General features: G+C 42.9%; 19 protein-coding genes. 10 read left to right on the top strand and 9 right to left on the bottom strand.

Annotation, left to right across the window (positions count from 1 at the left end):
* Positions 1-374: 374 nt before the first annotated feature.
* The 4 genes from V3595_RS09815 (at position 375) to V3595_RS09800 (ending at position 4,645) form a co-directional block, all read left to right on the top strand.
* Positions 375-542: a hypothetical protein gene (locus V3595_RS09815; protein ID WP_153246154.1), complete on the top strand. Its 168-nt coding sequence runs from the start codon at positions 375-377 to the stop codon at positions 540-542.
* 99 nt (positions 543-641) lie between these two features.
* Positions 642-1,745: a DUF2515 family protein gene (locus tag V3595_RS09810; RefSeq protein WP_485906937.1), complete on the top strand. Its 1,104-nt coding sequence runs from the start codon at positions 642-644 to the stop codon at positions 1,743-1,745.
* A 74-nt stretch (positions 1,746-1,819) separates the two neighbouring features.
* Positions 1,820-2,173 (top strand): hypothetical protein, encoded by a 354-nt coding sequence (locus V3595_RS09805; protein ID WP_137017019.1) that lies wholly within the window; start codon positions 1,820-1,822, stop codon positions 2,171-2,173.
* A 360-nt stretch (positions 2,174-2,533) separates the two neighbouring features.
* Positions 2,534-4,645 carry a peptidoglycan D,D-transpeptidase FtsI family protein gene (locus tag V3595_RS09800; protein WP_485906936.1) on the top strand — a complete coding sequence of 704 codons (2,112 nt, stop codon included), beginning with the start codon at positions 2,534-2,536 and terminating at the stop codon, positions 4,643-4,645.
* 53 nt (positions 4,646-4,698) lie between these two features.
* On the opposite strand, the gene V3595_RS09795 is transcribed toward V3595_RS09800, so the two are convergent.
* Both V3595_RS09795 and glpK read right to left on the bottom strand, forming a co-directional pair.
* The gene (locus V3595_RS09795) at positions 4,699-5,166 is read right to left on the bottom strand and encodes a CBS domain-containing protein (RefSeq protein ID WP_101224222.1); all 468 of its coding nucleotides are present in this window, start codon (positions 5,164-5,166) and stop codon (positions 4,699-4,701) included.
* 68 nt (positions 5,167-5,234) lie between these two features.
* Complete coding sequence (gene glpK / locus V3595_RS09790) at positions 5,235-6,725, bottom strand: glycerol kinase GlpK (protein WP_485906935.1); 1,491 nt, start codon at positions 6,723-6,725, stop codon at positions 5,235-5,237.
* Between the two features lie 190 nt (positions 6,726-6,915).
* Here glpK and V3595_RS09785 point away from each other — a divergent pair, with 190 nt between their 5' ends.
* Both V3595_RS09785 and V3595_RS09780 read left to right on the top strand, forming a co-directional pair.
* A complete protein-coding gene (locus V3595_RS09785; RefSeq protein WP_048687434.1) occupies positions 6,916-7,707 on the top strand; it encodes a TIGR00266 family protein in 792 nt (263 codons plus the stop codon).
* Between the two features lie 88 nt (positions 7,708-7,795).
* Positions 7,796-8,002: a hypothetical protein gene (locus V3595_RS09780; protein WP_241663311.1), complete on the top strand. Its 207-nt coding sequence runs from the start codon at positions 7,796-7,798 to the stop codon at positions 8,000-8,002.
* Between the two features lie 2 nt (positions 8,003-8,004).
* Here V3595_RS09780 and V3595_RS09775 read toward each other — a convergent pair whose 3' ends face one another.
* Entirely contained in the window at positions 8,005-8,754 is a 750-nt protein-coding gene (locus V3595_RS09775; RefSeq protein WP_485906934.1) for an SDR family NAD(P)-dependent oxidoreductase, read from the bottom strand.
* Positions 8,755-8,974: 220 nt separating this feature from the next.
* Between V3595_RS09775 and V3595_RS09770 the strand changes: the two genes are divergently transcribed.
* Together V3595_RS09770 and V3595_RS09765 are read left to right on the top strand one after the other, a co-directional pair.
* Positions 8,975-9,277 carry a phasin family protein gene (locus tag V3595_RS09770; protein WP_063232312.1) on the top strand — a complete coding sequence of 101 codons (303 nt, stop codon included), beginning with the start codon at positions 8,975-8,977 and terminating at the stop codon, positions 9,275-9,277.
* 14 nt (positions 9,278-9,291) lie between these two features.
* Positions 9,292-10,962 carry an ABC1 kinase family protein gene (locus V3595_RS09765; RefSeq protein WP_485906933.1) on the top strand — a complete coding sequence of 557 codons (1,671 nt, stop codon included), beginning with the start codon at positions 9,292-9,294 and terminating at the stop codon, positions 10,960-10,962.
* A 204-nt stretch (positions 10,963-11,166) separates the two neighbouring features.
* Here the strand turns inward: V3595_RS09765 and V3595_RS09760 are convergent, their stop codons facing one another.
* Positions 11,167-12,099, bottom strand: coding sequence for a catalase family peroxidase (locus V3595_RS09760; RefSeq protein WP_485906932.1), 933 nt, complete (start codon positions 12,097-12,099; stop codon positions 11,167-11,169).
* Between the two features lie 224 nt (positions 12,100-12,323).
* Positions 12,324-12,752 carry an Lrp/AsnC family transcriptional regulator gene (locus tag V3595_RS09755; RefSeq protein ID WP_485906931.1) on the bottom strand — a complete coding sequence of 143 codons (429 nt, stop codon included), beginning with the start codon at positions 12,750-12,752 and terminating at the stop codon, positions 12,324-12,326.
* Between the two features lie 118 nt (positions 12,753-12,870).
* On the opposite strand from V3595_RS09755, the gene V3595_RS09750 reads away from it, so the two are divergent.
* Positions 12,871-13,269, top strand: a complete 399-nt coding sequence (locus V3595_RS09750; protein WP_485906930.1) for a carboxymuconolactone decarboxylase family protein — start codon at positions 12,871-12,873, stop codon at positions 13,267-13,269.
* Positions 13,270-13,384: 115 nt separating this feature from the next.
* Here the strand turns inward: V3595_RS09750 and V3595_RS09745 are convergent, their stop codons facing one another.
* Positions 13,385-13,852, bottom strand: coding sequence for an Lrp/AsnC family transcriptional regulator (locus tag V3595_RS09745; RefSeq protein WP_034314805.1), 468 nt, complete (start codon positions 13,850-13,852; stop codon positions 13,385-13,387).
* 173 nt (positions 13,853-14,025) lie between these two features.
* On the opposite strand from V3595_RS09745, the gene hisC reads away from it, so the two are divergent.
* Positions 14,026-15,138, top strand: coding sequence for a histidinol-phosphate transaminase (gene hisC, locus V3595_RS09740; protein WP_485906927.1), 1,113 nt, complete (start codon positions 14,026-14,028; stop codon positions 15,136-15,138).
* Positions 15,139-15,228: 90 nt separating this feature from the next.
* On the opposite strand, the gene V3595_RS09735 is transcribed toward hisC, so the two are convergent.
* The 3 genes from V3595_RS09735 to V3595_RS09725 form a co-directional block, all read right to left on the bottom strand.
* Positions 15,229-16,608 (bottom strand): amino acid permease, encoded by a 1,380-nt coding sequence (locus V3595_RS09735; RefSeq protein ID WP_101224231.1) that lies wholly within the window; start codon positions 16,606-16,608, stop codon positions 15,229-15,231.
* Between the two features lie 377 nt (positions 16,609-16,985).
* A complete protein-coding gene (gene lpdA / locus V3595_RS09730) occupies positions 16,986-18,410 on the bottom strand; it encodes a dihydrolipoyl dehydrogenase (protein WP_485906925.1) in 1,425 nt (474 codons plus the stop codon).
* The gene (locus V3595_RS09725; protein WP_485906924.1) at positions 18,411-19,691 is read right to left on the bottom strand and encodes a dihydrolipoamide acetyltransferase family protein; all 1,281 of its coding nucleotides are present in this window, start codon (positions 19,689-19,691) and stop codon (positions 18,411-18,413) included.
* Positions 19,692-19,699: the final 8 nt, after the last annotated feature.

The raw sequence follows: 19,699 nt of genomic DNA, 5'->3' as shown, positions 1-19,699 counted from the left end.
CCTGTATCCCAAATGCCAAAAAGCCCCCGCCAATTAGCGGAAGCTTTTTTAGATGCGTAATAACACATATAAAAGCGCAGGCCGCGAAAATTCCACAACCTGCGCTTTAAAATAATCAATGAACACGTCGGATCCCTTGTCTAGAAAGACAAGGTCTCAGGGCAGGCGGACGTATGATATTCGATTATGACATCACTGTGCTTAACTGATTTAGTCATGACGTTCGCCTCCTTTTTCATTAATTAATGGTAATTTTTAACTTATGTTTAAAGATTACTACGTTTGCATATTTTTGTCAATTGAGACTTTTCTAGATTATTGATGGATATTCCTTTATTCTTATAAGAATGACGTAACCTAAGGAGGTTCAGTATATGCAATGGAGAAAATATATACTCCTGGCGGTTCCCTTTTTATTATCAGCCATTTTCATCTTATTTGCCGTACCGGTCCAATATAGATTTTTATCCTTCATTCCTGTGTTTCTTTTCTGGATAGTCTATTATATATTATTGTACCGGGAAAAGAAGAAGAAAAGATGACATCACCTTGGGGGCGTTGCAAATGCAACGCCCCTTTCTTGACGGCCCTGCATATAATGATCGAAAAACATTCGTGGTGATTGTATGCTCTCCCAATATTTGCAAAAGCTGTTGGGTAAACACCCTGCCAAAACAAAACCCATCATCGATGCTGAAAGATATGGCACGCTAAAATCCCTTTTACAAAAAGAGCTCTTTCAGCCTTTTGATGAGTCAAAAGCTTTTTTCCCTGAGGAAACCGCTCTTATAAAAAGCATTCGAACCGAGACTGCTGCCTTGAACCGGAACAATATCACAAGAACACAAGCATATCTTGCCTTTTACAATCGTAATCCAGAGGTACATTGGGCCTTTTTAGCACATATGGTTTCGAGGAATGGAGGATACCATATGACTGACTTGAAAAGTTCAGCCATGACCCACCTCTTTGACCGAGCGGAACGGCAGAAATTCTTCCTGTTCCTTGAGCGCGCCAATTCAGCCATATTTGCTGATGCCTTCCCCCAGCTTCTTTTATATGAACATTCTAAACAAAAAGAACTTCCGCTAAGAAGGTATTTACCGGTATTCCGCATTTCAAGATTCATGGCCCCGATTTGGGAATCTTTCATTGAAGAGCCCCATTCACCCCTTTTGACAACGGCCCTTATCATTAATGAGCAAAGAATGCTTCAGGAAAGGATATTAAAACGTACCCGCCATGGTGAAATCCTCCGCAGGCTTGATTTTCAGCTGCAGGAATACTTGGGCTTCATGAAAGTGATCTTTCCTTATGCAAACAAGCAAAAAGGACTTCATTCCTTGACAGGCCTTACCGTTGAACGCTTTGCCGACCCGAAACAGCGTATTGAAACGGGGAAATCATTATATGAGCTTCTTTTTCAGCATCCGGTGGTTTTTCGCGGTGTTGGCCAATTTACAAAAGATATTCCCCACACGGGTTCCAGAGAGGATTACTGGGTAAGCATATATACCTCTGATGCATCCATGTCAAAAGATGATAAAGTCTACAGCCCCACTCTTCATGATGCATGGGAAGATCAACTATTCTTTCCTCCCCATTCCTTTGATTGGTTCACGAATGAAAGCTTCATAGAAGATTTACGAAGCTTACCGATCATTAAAAAGGCGGACCTGACCAACGAGGTGCTCGAAAATGTCAAGCATCTCAAAACCCTTAACGGAATGAAAGCCATTTTCTAGCATCAAGCCTCTTACTTTGAATATCCCTTCCCCCATTTGGCAAGAATGGTTAGCAAAAAGAATGGGTGAAGCAAATGAGAGGCATTGTACTATTGAATCCAAATTACAAAATCGGGGATTTACATACGGATGAAAGCTTTGCAATCCAAAAGATCGTGACGGACAAGTATATGGAAGAGAAGAATATTTCCCCGGTCATACTCAATCCGTATCAAATACACCCTTATTACACAATCCCGCATGAGCTTCTATTCAATTTACAAAGTAAAAAAACGGGTCAAATCGATTCCCTTGTGCTTCACTCCCTAGAAACGATCGAACGCTTCAACTATATTTACCCTGAAAAATGGCTTGAGCTATGCGGATATTTCAAAGAGATTATCAGTGTCACGACTCAAACTCCCGTTAGGAAATATGAAGCAAATTAATGCTTATCATGGTACTTAAGTCATTGTGAATGGATTCTAAGGTTTAAAGACATTTTTCATTCATTTACAAAATTTCCTTCCAAGCGCTTTGGCCACAAGAGCGACTCATAAATGCAGCTCTGCTCATGATTGTCGCTTTGCCGCTTCGCCCTCTCTTTATCTATTAAAACCCCCATTGACCTTTATATTTATATCAATTTTCCCAATTATAAGATTACTAGGGATTATATAACTTCAGAACAATCTTTTGGAAATATAGATAAATTTACGGATAAAGCATAGAAAAATAAGTTAATTTTATATATCATTGGAGATAGGAATTTTCTTATTTTTTACTTTTACTAGAAAGGAATGTTAATGATGGCCAAAGAAAAAAAGAAAAAAACCCCAATTCCTTTCCGACTGAACTTTATGTTCTTTTTAATATTCATTTTATTTTCAAGCTTAATAATCCGGCTTGGCATCGTCCAAATCGTGTATGGGGATGATTACCTCCGCGAAGTCGACCGAACGGAAAACGATGTGGCCAATACCCCCGTTCCCCGTGGCAAGATGTATGACCGCAACTTGAATCCGGTCGTTGATAATGAGCCACGCAATGCCATCACCTATACGAAATACCCGAATACAAAAACGGCCGATATGGTGAAGACGGCAGAGGTCCTTGCCACCTTGATAGAAAAAGATACCAAAAAGGTAACCCTGCCGGATAAAAAGGATTTTTGGATTTTAAAACATCCGAAAGAAGCAGAAGCCTTGATTACCAAGGCCGAGAGGAAGAAAGTAGTCGAAAAGAAACTGGAGCAAAAAGATTTATACAAACTTCAAATGGAACGGGTAACCGATGAGGATATCAAGGAATTCACCAAGGATGAAATGGAAGTGATCGCCATCTTCCGGGAATTCAATAGCGGCTATGCCCTTGCACCGTCGATCGTGAAGAATAAAGATGTCACCACTAAGGAATTCGCCAGGGTCAGCGAACATTTGGATGAAATGCCAGGCGTGGATGTAACGACGGATTGGGAAAGGACCTATAAGTATGACGAGACCCTCCGCTCGGTTCTTGGCAAGGTCTCTTCTTCCGAAGAAGGCATTCCCAGTGAAAATATCGACTATTATCTGGCACGAGACTATACCAGGAATGACCGGGTCGGAAAAAGTTATATCGAAAAACAATATGAAGATGTCCTGCGCGGTCAAAAGACGCGGATTGAAAATGTGCTGAGCAAAGGGGAAGTAATCAAAACGAATACCCTCACTGAAGGGCAAAGCGGAAAAGACTTGGTCCTTACAATTGATATGGAGCTGCAGCAGCAGGTTGAAAAAATCATCGAGAGAGAATTGTCGAAATCGAAAGCTAAAGGAAATACCTACTTATTGGATCGTGCCTTTGTCGTTTTAATGGACCCGAATACAGGCGAGGTGCTCACGATGGCCGGCAGGCAATACGGCCGGAACAGTAAAACCGGCTTGACCGAAATGAACGATTTCGCCCTTGGAAACATTACGACATCCTATACGATGGGGTCATCTGTTAAAGGAGCCACTGTCTACACGGGCTTTCAGACAGGAGCCATCGCACCAGGGTCAGCTTTTTTTGACAGAAAACTCCTTTTAGCAGGGGCTAAGAAAGGATCTTATAGTGATTTGGGTTATGTAACCGATGTCTCCGCGTTAAAGAAATCGTCGAATGTCTATATGTTCATGACGGCAATCAAAATTGCCGGCGGTCATTATATCCCTCACCGGCCGTTAGGAATCAACCGGGAAGCTTATTCCATCATGCGGAATCATTATGCCCAATTCGGATTGGGTGTCCGTACCGGCATCGACCTGCCTAATGAATCAGTTGGATTTAAAGGCGTCGACATGTCTACAGATGGATTGCTGCTGGATTTATCGATTGGGCAGTATGATACATATACCCCTATGCAATTGGCACAGTACGTATCGACGATTGCAAATGGCGGAAAAAGGCTTGAACCCCATATGGTCAGGGAAATCAGGAATCCTTCCAACGAACACCAAGAATTGGGCAGCGTTTTTAAAACAATGAGTCCTAAAGTATTAAACGACTTAGGCGGGAAAGACGTTTGGATGCAACGTGTCCAGGAAGGATTCAGACAGGTCGCACAGGAGCCAGGCGGGACGGCATATAAATATTTCGGCGGTAAATCCTACCGTGCGGCAGCAAAAACGGGTACTGCCGAGGCTTTTTACGACGGACCGCGGAGAAATCAATATAGCGCGCCAGTCCCGACTATCAATCTGACGCTTGTAGGTTATGCACCTCACAATAAACCGGAAGTGGCATTTTCTGTCGTCGTGCCATGGGTGTATCAAGGCCAGCCCTCTGATGATATTAACAAACGGATCGGGCGGGACGTAATGGACGCCTACTTTAAATTGAAGGAAAAAAGAGCAAAAGGTGAATCTGATGCAGATAAGTCAGTAGAAAGCACTCAATGATGATTACAAAAAAGGCCTGCTCGTAATCGAGCAGGCCTTTTTATGATGCCCATTTATTCCAGCTTTTGAACGAATTCCTTATAAAGGGCCCTAAGTGCATCTCCCCTGCTGATGATGCCGACAACTTTATCATTTTTATCCACGACGGGGATTTTCTTGAAATGATGCTTGGAAAGGACCTTTATCAATTCATCTAACGGATCTTCGGGGGATAGCTTTGTAATCCTTTTATTTTTAATGATTTGTGAGACTTTATCATTCATTTTGGATGTAACCTTTTCATCCAACTCTTCACCGGGAAGAACCGTAATGTAGGTGAAATATCCCATGATGGCTTCCTCAGCAGGTGTCAAATAACGGAGGATATCCCCGTCCGTCACCATTCCCAATAGCTTATCATGTTCATCCACAACGGGTACCCCGCCCACTTTATTTTCGATTAAGATCCGCAGAATTTCCTTTAATGTAAAATCAGGACGGGCTACGTAGACTTCCCTTATCATGAAATCCTTAACTAACATATTACCACCCCTTTTTTAAGTTTGTACGTTCTGTATTCATCTCTCCTCTATTAATACCCTTACTTACTCTATTTAAAAACCCTTGCCGCCTGAACTGCCTTTTTCCAGCCATTATATAAATCCTTCCGTTCCTGTTCTTCCATCTCGGGTTCGAATTTCTTATCGACTGCCCATAGCTTTGAAATCTCTTCCTGACTTTCCCAATACCCGACAGCAAGCCCAGCTAAATACGCGGCTCCTAACGCTGTCGTTTCACTAATGACCGGCCTTTCAACTGGTACATTCAAGAGGCCGCTTTGAAATTCCATCAAGAAATTGTTTTTGACAACGCCGCCATCGACCCTCAATGCCTTTAGGTTAATCCCTGAATCGACTTCCATGGCCTTAAGGACATCTTTTGTCTGGTAGGCCAGCGCTTCCAATGTTGCCCGGACGAAATGCTCCTTCGATGTCCCCCTTGTCAGTCCGAATACAGCTCCCCTGACATCACTATCCCAATATGGGGTACCTAATCCAACAAATGCGGGAACTACATAGACACCATCGGCTGAAGTAACCCGCAAAGCATACTTTTCACTGTCTTTCGGATCATGCAAGAGTTTCAGCCCATCCCTTAACCATTGTATGGCCGAACCTGCGACAAAAATACTGCCTTCCAAGGCATATTGGACTTTTCCATTCAGCCCCCATGCAATCGTGGTCAACAGTCCATGCTCTGATTTCACTGCCTTTTCACCTGTATTCATCAGCATGAAGCATCCGGTGCCATACGTATTCTTAGCCATTCCTTTTTCAAAGCATTCTTGGCCGAACAAAGCGGCCTGTTGATCTCCCGCTGCTCCGGCGATCGGGATTTCGTGCCCAAAGAAATGGTGTGGCGCTGTTTTCCCGTATATCTCCGATGAAGAACGAACATCCGGGAGCATCGATCCCGGCACTTGCAGGATTTCCAGCAGCTCTTCGTCCCACTTCAGGTCATGAATGTTATACATCAGCGTCCTTGAAGCATTCGAATAATCGGTTACATGTGCTTTACCACCCGAAAGTTTCCATATCAGCCACGTATCGATCGTACCAAACAATAAGTCTCCGTTTTCAGCCTTTTCCCGTGCCCCATCTACATGGTCGAGAATCCATTTCACCTTTGTACCGGAAAAATAAGCATCAATCAATAAACCGGTTTTTTGCAAAAATAAGTCTTCGAGACCTCCATCCTTCAATTGCGTGCAAATTTCGCTTGTCTGCCGGGATTGCCAGACGATGGCGTGATGGATCGGCTGACCTGTTTCCTTATCCCATACCACGGTTGTCTCCCGTTGATTCGTTATGCCAATTCCAGCGATCTGTTCAGGCTTTACATTCATTTCCGATAGACAGGAAGCGATTACCGATAGGATGGAACCCCAAATTTCATTGGCGTTATGCTCCACCCATCCAGGATTCGGGAAATATTGGGTGAATTCCTTTTGGGCAATATGCAAAACTTCCCCGCTTTTATTAAATAAAATGGCCCGGGAACTTGTCGTTCCCTGGTCCAATGATAATATGTAAGTCTCCATGGCTGTCTCCTCCTGCACTTAAGAAAAGGTTCATTCCCGCTTAAGTGTCATGCTGTTTTTCTTCCTACATTTTACTAGATATATCCGTGAAAACAAAAAATATATAAATCACGGCGAAAAATTGAAAAATATTGGCAGGTTAAGAGTTTATCTTTTACAATGAAAATAAGATTGATAGGAGGAATGGAAAATGAATAACCATGAAATAGATTTTAAATTATATGGAGATGACATGCAGTTTGTTGAAGTTGAATTGGATCCTCAGGAAACGGTGATTGCCGAAGCTGGAAGTTTGATGATGATGGAAGATCAAATCAAGATGGAAACCATCTTTGGCGATGGGTCTTCGAATGGTGACAGCGGAATGATGGGTAAGCTATTCGGTGCCGGGAAACGGCTCCTTACTGGTGAGAGTCTTTTCATGACGGCTTTTACGAATGAAGGACGAGATAAAAAACATGTTTCATTCGCCTCGCCTTATCCAGGTAAAATCATTCCGATGGATTTAAGCGAGCTCGGCGGGAAAATCATTTGTCAAAAAGACGCATTCCTGGCGGCAGCGAAAGGCGTTTCAGTCGGAATTGAGTTTCAAAGAAAGATAGGGGCAGGCTTCTTTGGCGGTGAAGGCTTCATCATGCAAAAACTTGAAGGAGATGGAATGACCTTCGTTCATGCCGGCGGCACGATCCATAAAAAAGAATTGGCTGCGGGAGAGATATTACGCGTCGATACAGGATGTTTAGTAGCAATGACTAGCGGGGTAGATTATAATATTGAAACTGTAAAAGGCGTGAAAACCGCTTTATTCGGAGGCGAAGGTTTATTCTTTGCAACATTAAAAGGACCCGGAACCGTCTGGGTGCAATCTTTGCCATTCAGCCGGCTTGCAAGCCGTGTATTTGCTGCAGCGCCGCAAAATGGAGGATCCTCCGAAGAAGGCAGCGTAGCTAGAGGCTTATTCAATTTATTCAACGATAAATAAGAACCGGACCAATGGCTGCCATCATGGCAGTCATTGATCTCTTTTGAAAAGGAAGGGTAGCTACATGCAGCTTGTTAAGTGGTCCTACATGAGACGCTATAATATCAAGGCAATTTTTGATCAATTCCCGAATTCGCCTGTTATTTTCCGAAAAATAAGAGATTACTATTTTGTTTATACCATTCACTGGACAGCTGCCGATGGCCCAATTGGCATAAAAGAGCTTGAAGAAATGGAACAGCTGCTCAACCGTGAACTCGGGACTGAACTGCAATATCTTTATCGGAAAAAATGAGATTACTCCTCGTACATCATTTTTCTTGTCATGCCTCCATCGACGATAAGATCCGCACCCGTAACGAAATCATTTTCCGGTGCCGTCAAATAAAGACAGGCCCTTGCAATATCTTCAGGCTTGCCAACCCGATTGGAAAAATGCTGCTGGTGATCTTTATCCCTCAGCGATTCATAATCTCGCGTTTCAATCCATCCCGGAGAAATCGAATTGACCGTAATGTTCTCTTTGCCTAAAGAAGCGGCAAGTGCATGTGTCAGTGCTTTGATCCCCCCTTTTGTCGCTGCATAGGATTCCGAATCAGGCTCAGACATCATCGCTCTGGTTGATGCCAAATTGATGATTGCACCTCCCTTTTCATTTTTCCGCATCGATTCTGCCGCAGCCCGGGAACAAAGGAAAACACTGCGCAAATTCGTATTCATCATATCGTCCCATTCCTCAATCGTCAGGTCATAAAGCGATTTGAATAATGCCTTTCCTGCATTATTGATTAATATATCAATGGTCTTATATGTTTTTAGAGTTACATCCATCAAATGATGGATGTCAGCTTCCTTGCGTACATCCGTTTTGACGAACATGGCTTCATGACCGTTACTTTTGAGCTCTTCCACATACCGAAGACCTTCCCGCTCGTCCAAATCTGCGAGAACGACTGAAGCGCCGCTTTCTGCATATCCCTTTGCCACGCCTCTCCCTATACCATTCGAAGCGCCTGTTACAATCACCGTTTTATTTTTGAAACCCATTATTCCATCCTCACTTTCACAGATTTGTCCCTATCATAATATCCAATTCGCTTCACTTCAAACAATTTCCTATCATCAATAACCTGCAGGACCCTTATATTTTTCTAGCTGCCCTAAAGTGATGTATGATAGATAGTAACAGCAAGAATGAACCAGAGTGAACTTCATCCGCTATTATCTTTCTTACGGTGTAAAAAACTTATATTGGAGGAATGTAAAAATGGACTTATTAAAAAATGTGTTTTCTTTAGGATTAGGTGCTGCCGCTGCTACAAAAGAGCAAATTGAAAAAGCAGTGGACTCTCTTGTCAAAAAAGGCGATATCAGCAAAGAAGACTCCAAGGTCCTTTTGAAGCAATGGGTCGAAAAAGGGGAACAAGCCCAAAAGCAGCTGGATGATTCCGTCAAGGCCAAAGTCAATCAAGCGCTCAATGGCCTAAACTTGGCAACTAAAGAAGAAGTTCAGGAATTGGAGCGCCGTATCGTAATTTTGGAGAAACAGAACCAAAACTTACAATCGTGACAGGAGGTACTTGAATGTTTCGCAAGCGACTGAAACACGCGCATCGTTACCAGGAAATCATTAATGCCTTCTTGAAAAATGGTTTCGGTTACTTCATCTATCGCCTGGGATTATCCGAGAGCAAAGCGGGATCGAAACTCCAACCCGATGAAAACCTGAACCTCCGCTCAATCGGAGAGCGGCTGCATAAGATATTACAAAGCTTGGGACCAACATTCATTAAACTTGGTCAGATTGCAAGCACGAGGCGTGATTTCGTTCCCGACGAGATCGTCCGCGAACTTGAAAAGCTACAGGACCAAGTGACCCCCTTTCCATTTGATAGGGTTCGCAAAATTGTCGAAGCCGAATTGGGTGATTCTTTGGAAAACATTTTTCTTGAATTTAATGAAACCCCTCTGGCAACCGCTTCAATTGGACAGGTCCATACTGCACGGCTTCCTTCACAGGAAGTTGTAGCAATCAAAGTGCAGCGGCCCGATATTCTGCCGACAGTGGAAACGGATTTGGAAATTCTCGATGATTTGGCAAGACTTATGGAAGCTCGCATATCTTGGGCAAGACGCTACCAAATCAGAAAAATGATTGATGAATTCGCTAAATCACTCCGCGCAGAACTCGATTATAACTCTGAGGGTCGAAACGGGGAAAGAATTGCCAAGCAGTTCATCGATGATCAAGGGTTTAAGGTACCAAGGATCCATTGGGAGTATTCCACAAAAAGGGTCCTGACGATGGATTTCATTCAAGGAATTAAGATCAATCATTATAAACAGCTTGATGATGAAGGTTATGATCGCCGGCAAATCGCGGAAAGATTAGCGAACTCCATGCTTCAGCAAATATTGATCGATGGCTTTTACCACGGCGATCCCCATCCTGGCAATATCATCATTTTGCCGGGAAATGTCGTCGCACTCATGGATTTCGGAATGGTGGGACGTCTGGAGGAGGAAACGAAGTATCAGTTCGCCTCGCTAGTCATCAACCTGAAACGCGGAAGCACCAATGGATTGATCAAGACGCTTTCAGATATGGGCCTCCTGACGGACGAAATCGATATGGCCCCATTAAGGGGGGATATTGATGAACTGCGAAACAAATATTATGATATCCCATTGAGCCAAATCAGTTTAGGCGGAGCAGTCAATGACCTGTTCACTGTTGCCAATCGGCATCAAGTCCAAATCCCTCCCGAATTCACGGTGCTCGGCAAGGCTCTGCTTACCATGGAGGCCATTGTCGAAGGGTTAGATCCGAATTTCAGCATCATGAAGGCAGCTGAACCTTTTGGGGAGAGGCTTTTTAAGGAACGCTACAATCCAAAAAACATTGCGAAAAACGCCTGGAATCAATTCATTGAGTCTGCTGAAGCCATTGCCGAACTGCCCAAGGATATCAAGGAAGTGACAGGTATCATTAAAAAAGGGAAATTGCGGCTCGATATCAACATTCCCGAACTTCAAGTATTTTTACATAAGCTTGATCAAATCTCGAACCGGCTGTCGTTCAGTATTATCCTGCTTGCATTCAGCATAATCATGGTCGGTCTCATTATCGGCTCTGCAATAGGCGGGGAAACCTTGATCCTATGGAAAATACCAGTTATCGAGATTGGATTTGTCGTTGCAACCCTGATGTTCTTACTTATGCTCTACACCATTTTCAGATCCGGAAAAATGTAACCCGAATTTAAAACAAGTCCTTATCCTTTGTATTTTCACTGCAATTCCCACTGGATTGAAGAAATTTGCGACACTCCTGCCGAATAACTGGCTAGCCGAAACCCTACTGACGCTTGCTTAAAGGGAGTGGATTTCTGAAAGCAGGTTTTCCAGCAGTCTTGAAGGGAACCCCTTTAATACAGGGTTCCCTTTTCTTGATTTGATTCATTGGTTATTTATCCGACGTTCATATGAAACGGCATACGCACTATGGCGAAAATGCAAGATCCGGTCTTCCGAGCACTCGATTCCTTCAGGAATATTGGTTGGATCAAACAATAAAGTATCTTTACATACTTCCGATTTTTTGGAGATCATTAAATGCCCTATCGTGATTACCTGTTTATCTTCCGACCAAGCTGTAGTCGGATCGTCAGTCGGGTCATTTTCCCCTCCTATTTGGATGTTCAATTTAAAGCCCACCGGTCCTTCTTTAAGCCTCTTTTCCATTTCTTCATCCAGATACTCCGGCGAATGCTCGGCCACCTCCCCTTTTTCTAACATACTAAGGCCGGCATCTGGCACCCACTCATACTTGATTGCCTGCCGCCTTCCTTCCTTGTTAATGAAATAGAATGCGTGAATGGAGTAATATTGGCACGTTGAAAAACTGGCTGGAGAACGCATTTCTTTAAGCATTTGCAGGCTTGCCTTGCTTTCTGGGTATTTCCACAGGATTTTTGCAAGCTCTTTCAGATTGGGAAAACCTTCCTTTGCAGATTGGAAAAAGCCAGCAATATCAACAAACGCTTGCGGTGTTTTCGCAAAGAATAACGGAATGGTCACAGTAATAAGATCTGACACCTTTCCATTCGGCAAATGAAACTTGACTGCCATGCCCTTTACAGGGGAAATGGCATCAGGATGGCTTGGAATCGGTGAGCTATTTGAAAACCGAATGATCACCGGCACGGCTTCATCCTGAAGATGCGAAGCCACCGTTAATGGGGACGCTTTTCCGTTTGGGGTAAAAACCCCCTCATAAACATATCCCCTTGCATGAACACGCCGATAACCAGGATGTGTTCCTGCTACATTTTCAATCACATTTACTGCTTCCTTGGCCAGTTCAGGTTTATAGTCGTCGGTTCCTTCCATATACCTCACCCCACCTTTTCAGATTATAATCCATTATTACATGTACCCCTTATTCCATTAGCTTATTCTTTCTTGAATCACCGAAAGCATTAATTGCAAAAAAATCACCTGGCGCTGCAAACATATGTCATACCTTTATGGACACGTGATTTTATCCATTAATTCAAGAACAGTTCAAAATGATCGGCATATACAGATCTCTTTTTCTTCCACTATAAAAATACTCATTCCTGTTCCGGCTCCACCTGTGAAAGGATCACATGGGTAACCGTTGCCGCAAAAGGAATGGTCCGATTGATGAATTCCTCCACTTCTTCAAGGCTCCGAGTGTGGATTTTCAGCATAAAGCAAGCCTGCCCGGCAATACGATAACAAAAGTCAACATTCGGCACCTTGGAGATATACTTTTTGAATTTCTCATATTCCCCATTTTTTATCGTAGCTTCCACGATACACTCAATCGGAAAACCGATCTTTTTATGATCAATCTCGGCAACATACCCTTTAATGATCCCGAACGACTCCATTTGCCGTACCCGTTCGGCAACGGTGGGGGCCGAGAGGTTTACTTTCTTTGCCAATTCCCTCATGGAGATTCGGCTATTCAACGTTAATTCGGCAAGGATGCTCTGGTCTTTTTCATCTATTTTCATTTTTAAATTATTCCCCTTCTTCTCTTTACATTCATTCATTATTAAACCGCATTACTTTACAAACGGAATTAAAATTCCAGGATTTTTATATTAGGATTATCTCAAAGGAGAGATGTTCATGACAAGAATAAAAAAATCATCACAGGGCTCCAGTCCATTTCAAAGATTATTTCATTCTGAAGAGATTTCGTATAAATGGTCGGACCTCTCAGATTGCATATCTGCAGATGGGAAACTTTCGGAGAAATTGAAGGAAAACGTCAGAAGGGTGCTGGCATACGGTAATGGCTGCTCATACTGTCAGGCAAAAGGGACTCCACTAAAGCCGGAAGATATGAAAGAAAGCTATGCAATCGCCTTTGCGGAAGTATTTCTCTTGCAACGTGAAAAAACGGAGGAAAAGTTTTTCCAAGTATTGAAGGAAGTGTTCAGTGATGAAGAGATTTCTGAACTATTGGCATTCATTTGTTTTACAACCGCCCAGCAATATTTCGGGGCTTTGATGGATTTACAATAACACCAAAAAAGGAACAGGCCTTCCGCCTCGTTCCTTTCTGTAAAAAACCTAAATTCTACCCTTCATTAGTTTGAACGGTACCGAACCCCTTTACCAGCATCAGTTGAATGACCGCCTAGGATTTCGCACCATGATCCTCCATTTCATTGATCCTTGGAAGAATGGAGCGGGAAGGTACCGGGGATGTCAAAACCACAGATGTATTCAGATGTCCATAGGGTATTAATCGATCTATCAGTAATCTCATGCTGTCCATATCAGCTAAAGCCGCTTTCAAAAAATATCCAACTGTTCCTGTTACACGGTGGCACTCGATAATGTCTAAATCATTTTTCACTAATTGCTCAAAATCGGAAACAGGAACCTTAAGTTCACTCACCTGAATGAACACAAGTACACCCCTTCCTATTGCCAAAGGTGAAACCCTTGCGCTGAACCCCTCAATGATCCCCTTTTCTTGCAGGCGGTACATTCGTTCAGAGATGCTAGGTCGACTGAGAGCCAATTTCTTCGATAGTTCACTAATCGTAATGCGTCCATCTTTTTGTAAAAGTTCCAGTAAACTGACATCTATTTCATCCATGAAGCAACCGCCTTTCATAATGAAGGAATATAAGCATATATTTCTTTAAAATGTTGTATGGATAGCGAAAAATACATTCTCTTTTGTATGTAATTTTAACAGTTAATATTCTATCATTAAAATAATCAAATAGAAAAAGAAAATTCAGAATTTACCAAAGGGAGGAACCTGCATTGACCTTTACGAAAATCCCGGTTCGACAAAACATCGAAAGCATTAGCCCATATGTTTCCGGCAAGCCAATTGAAGAAGTGCAACGTGAACTTGGTCTTGAAACGATCGTTAAATTGGCATCCAATGAGAATCCATACGGTTGCTCAACTCTAGCAAAAGAAGCCATGCTTACCGAAATGGAGCAAACCTCCTTTTATCCTGAAGGTATGGCACCGGCATTAGCTGAAAAGCTGGCAAGGAAATTGAATATCAATAAAGATCATATCATTTTGGGAAATGGTTCTGATGAAGTGATACGTTTGTTAACAAGAACCTATATTCAACAAAATGATGAAGTCATCATGGCTGATGTGACATTTCCACGGTATGAAACGAATGTATTGATTGACGGCGGCACACCTGTAAAGATACCTCTTATTAATGGTGTACATGACCTGCAGGGTATGTATGAGGCCATAACAGAAAAAACAAGAATGATATTTGTCTGTAATCCCAATAATCCAACAGGAACGATCGTTCAAAAAGAAAAGTTGCGCTCTTTTATCGAGAAGGTGCCAAAGCATATTTTGCTGATCGTTGATGAAGCATACTATGAATATGTCGAAGATGGAGAATATTTAGAAACCTTGCCACTCCTAAATATGCATTCAAATCTGGTTATCTTACGCACTTTTTCTAAGATTTATGGCCTGGCTGCATTAAGGATTGGATACGGTTTAATGGATGCTTCCATCATACAAGAGCTAGTTAAAGTGAAGGAACCCTTCAATACCAATCGTTTAGCACAGGCTGCGGCATTCGCTTCCCTCGACGACCATCCATTCGTTGAGAAATGTGTTCGTAAGAATGGGGAAGGAAGAAGATATTTAGAAAACGAACTAAGCAAGATGGGATTAACATTCTTCCCTTCACATGCCAACTTCTTGATGGTCAAATTGAACCAGTCTGGCAGGGACATTTTTGAGAAGTTATTAATTCAGGGTGTCATCATCCGTTCAGGTCATTTGCTAGGCTATGAAAATACTATCCGCGTGACCATCGGCACTCCGCCTGAAAACGAGAGATTCATAGCATCCTTACAACATATAATCAATAAAACGTCTGGTGCATGACCGGTCGAATTGAAGTTGCTGTATATCAATGATCATTAATGAAAGATACGACATGGACGCCTTTGCCCATGCCGTATCTTTTACGTGGATTTATTTAGCAATATCCTTTTCTATTATAGGTGTTTCCTGTGCATCCACACTTTTAAATTTAAAAATCGAAATCGAGATTAATGCAGCCAACACAATCAGGCAAGCAATGATACTGATCCGATTCTGTTCACTGAACACGAACGTGACACAAATGATGCTTAAGGTGATTACGGTAAACAAGGTTACATATGGAAAGCCCCATAATTTAAAACTCGGAGCCTTGGGATATGAATTGCGAAGTTTTAGCTGCGCTAAACAGATGCTGATCCATACAAGTGATACTACAAAACCCGGAAAAGCCATTAATAGAGTAAATGCCTGGTCCTGTGCAACGAAAGTAATCATGGAGCCGACGACCAATACTACTGCACTTAATATCAAACTATACAAGGGAACGCCATTTTTTGATACATAAGAGAACGACTTGGGAGCTTCCCCTTCTGCAGCTAAAGAATGCAGCATTCGGGTACACCCATATATTCCAGAGTTAGCGGCTGATAAGACGGCCGTAATCAAAATGAAATTCATGATATGTGCAGATCCTTGAAAACCTGACATTGACAAAACTTGTACAAACGGACTTGCCTGGTCGCTAATTTCGTTCCACGGAATCAAACCGCAGATTACAAGTATCGGTAAGGTGAAAAATAATACGACTCTCCAAATATAGTTTTTAATGACCTTCGGTAAAATGCGTTCCGCATCCTTTGCTTCCGTTACCGTCACCCCTATTAACTCGGAACCGCCATACGAGAACATGACAATCAGTAATGCCGAAAAGATGGACATCCACCCATTTGGGAAAAACCCTCCATGCCCTGTGAAGTTTTGCAGATAATTAGATCCGCCGCTTGGGATGACTCCAAATAAAATACAGGCCCCCAATATGATGAATAAGATGATCATTGTAATTTTGATGCCAGCAAACCAAAATTCGAATTCACCATAATTTTTGACATTCATCATGTTAATCCCAATGATGAAAGCCGCACACCCTAAACTTAATACCCATAGCGGGATTGCCGGGAGCCAATACTGCAAGAAGCTTCCTGCCACCACTACCTCAATGACACATACGGACAGCCACATGAAACAATACATCCAGCCTACGATGAAGGAAAAGCGCTTGCCGAATGCTTTCTGAACGAAACCCTTCATATTCGTATTTGGATAGACAATCGCCATTTCTGCTATAGCACCCATGACTACAAGCAGTAATAATCCTGCAAAAATATAAGTGAATATGACTCCTGGCCCTGCTAACGATATGGTTTCGGCACTTCCTTTAAAAATCCCAGTACCTATTGCCCCTCCCATTGCCATCATGCTAATATGCCGCGGCAATAATTTCTTTTGCAGTGACCCACCATTTGACTCCATTACATTTGCCTCCTTCATTCCATAATTTTCTCATATAAAAAATTAAACCCATTTCAATCGTTGAATGGCGAATAGATAAGTTATCTCATCAACCGTTATGGTTTAGGAGTGGAAGGATGCAAAGCCTTCTTGAAAACTCTTCTCATACTTCCCCAAAGTAAAAATGATATCAATAAGCCGTTAGTTTTACAAGAGGAATCATTGCAGGCTAATACGGCTCCCGTTTGGTCAAACGCCGGGTCAGATTTTCGAAATGGAGTGACTTGCAGATAGCCCTGCCTTACGGGGACCAATGACCGGGTTTCTGACTCTATTAAAATGAAACATTCTAATCGGGGACTACATTGGTAATCCCCATGATACATATTCCAGTTATGTTATTTATTTACGATATGAATCGCATGTCCCAAAACTGCCTCAGCCGCTTCCATCCACCCCTCGGTCAAAGTTGGATGAGGATGCATGCTGAGGGCTATATCCTCGACCCGAGCCGCCAGCTCAAGGGCAAGGACTCCTTCACCTATAAGGTTGGAAGCATCAGAACCTACCATATGCATCCCGAGCAATATGTGGCTATTAGCATCCACGATCACTTCAGCAAATCCCTCCGTTTCATTCGTTGCAAGCGCCCTTCCGTTGGCACTGAACGGAAATTTGCCGACCTTGACGCTGTATCCCTGCTGTTCAGCTTCTTCACGGCTTAAACCAACACCAGCTATTTGTGGTTCCGAGAAGATTACATAAGGAACATAAGGTGAGTCAACGGCACTTGGCAGCCCCCCTATCACTTCAGCTGCCACGATTCCCTGTTTGGACGCTCGATGGGCAAGAGCCGGACCAGGTGTAGTGTCACCGATGGCAAAGATGTGCGGCACATTTGTACGGCATTCCAAATCCACTGCTATATGGCCTTTCTCGCCAACCGTAACTCCAGCCCGATTCAGGCCAATTTCTTCAGTGTTAGGCATCCTGCCAATTGTAACCATGGTCTTTTCGCTCACGACCACTTCCGTCCCCTGTTCTTCCGAGGACACATGAAGATGTACTTGGCCATCCACTACTGTCGCCTTTTCTACCCTCGAGGAGGTTTTGATATTCATCCCAACCTTCTTGGCATTCCTTGTGACTTCCTTTACCAGGTTTTCAGCAACTTGGGGGAGTATGCGATTGGCCATTTCAATGATGGTCACTTTAGTACCTAGCTTTGCAAATGCCATACCCAATTCGATTCCGATATATCCTCCGCCAATGATTGACAAGCTTGAAGGAACTTCCTGCAGCTGCAAAGATGATGTCGAATCCAATATATATTCTCCATCGACTTTAATGAAGGATGGAATGAAAGGCCTGGACCCCGTCGCAATAATTGCCTGCTCAAACTTATAGGTTTCAAAATCGCCATCGGTTTCGACTCCAATGCGGTCATCAGATAAAAAGGTTGCTTGACCTTTAACCACCGTCACTCCATTTTCCTTACACAAATGGGCAATACCTTGCCTCAATTGAGATGTGATGCCCGCTTTCCAATCCTGCCAAACTCCCAAGTCCATAGTGGTTTTTTCCTGAGGCAGCCGGATTCCCATTTTCCCTAAATCGTTAAGCCTTTGGTATTGATCAGCTGCGTGAATTAATGCCTTTGATGGTATACAGCCCCGATTAAGGCATACCCCGCCCAGCTTATCCTTTTCAACAAGCACGACCGATTTTCCTAACTGGCCGAGACGGATAGCCGCAGCATATCCTCCCGGACCTCCCCCCATGATGACAACATCCGTCTCTACAGCAACTTCCCCAACTACCATTTATCTCATCTCCACAACTAAACGAATTGGATTTTCCAGCAATTCCTTGATTCTATTGGTAAAATGCACCGCTGTTACCCCATCAATCAAACGATGGTCGAAAGAAAGTGACATATTCATCATTAAACGGATAACACCTTCCAAATCGCGAACGACCATGCGATGTTCCATTTTATGCAAAGCTAATATGGCCGCTTCCGGATAGTTAATGATCGGGGTCGCGTGCATCCCTCCGATCGGTCCTACATTGCTGATGGTAAATGTACTGCCTGTGATTTGATCTATGTTCAACTTCCCTTCACGGGCTTGGGCTGCCAATCGCCTGATTTCATCAGCCAGTTGGAAAATGGTTTTTTGATCGGCATTTTTTATGACTGGAACAATGAGACCCTCTTTTGTATTCGTCGCAATCCCAATGTGATAATAATTTTTCAGGATTATTTCATTGGTTCTTTCATCAATTGAAGCGTTTAATGTTTTGAACTCCTTTAAGGCGATGACAATGGCTTTAACGAAAAATGGCAAAAAAGTCAATTTAATATCCTTATCATCGGAGTACTCCTTTAATTGATTTTTAAATTCCTTCAATTGGTCCATTTCCAATTCATCTACATGGGTTACATGAGGAATGGTCGAAACCGACTTTACCATATGCTCAGCGATTTTCTTACGAATGCCTTTAAGCGGAATCCGCTCTTCCCGCTCATCTTCCAAACCTTTTGCCTGGATGGCATCCTTCATCGGGGCCATATCTTGAACAATCCTGTCATCAAGCTGTTTGGCATTTTCCCGTGTAAACGAATTATTTTCTTTAAACTGCTTCAGGTCACTTTCGGTAATTCGCCCAGCTGGACCTGAGCCTTTAACCTTCTCGATATCAATCTTCATTTCCCTCGCCAATTGACGCACGAATGGTGTTGCCAGCGCACGCACTGCCTCATGATGCTGTTTAGTCGTAATATGCTCTGCATTCACTTTTACATCGCTAGATTGCACGACTTGGTTTTCTTCTTCAATAATGCCTGTATCCGGAACTGACATATCGTTCTCTTCCTGAATTGTGAATATTGTGGTTCCCACTTCCACGATATCCCCTTCGGAAAAAAATATCTTCTTGACCACTCCCGCTGCGGGAGCAGTCAATTCCGCATTGACTTTATCCGTTTGCACCTCAACAATAGGTTGATCCTGTTTTACCGCATCCCCTTCTTTGATGAGCCATTGGATAATTTCCCCTTCATGCATCCCTTCCCCTACATCAGGAAGTTTAAATTCCATCATGCGTCATC

The sequence above is a fragment of the Bacillus sp. CFBP9009 genome, assembly GCF_036541465.1.
Taxonomy (GTDB): domain Bacteria; phylum Bacillota; class Bacilli; order Bacillales; family DSM-1321; genus Peribacillus.
Note: the sequence above shows the minus strand (reverse complement) of the source record. Positions and strands in the feature narration are given on the sequence as shown.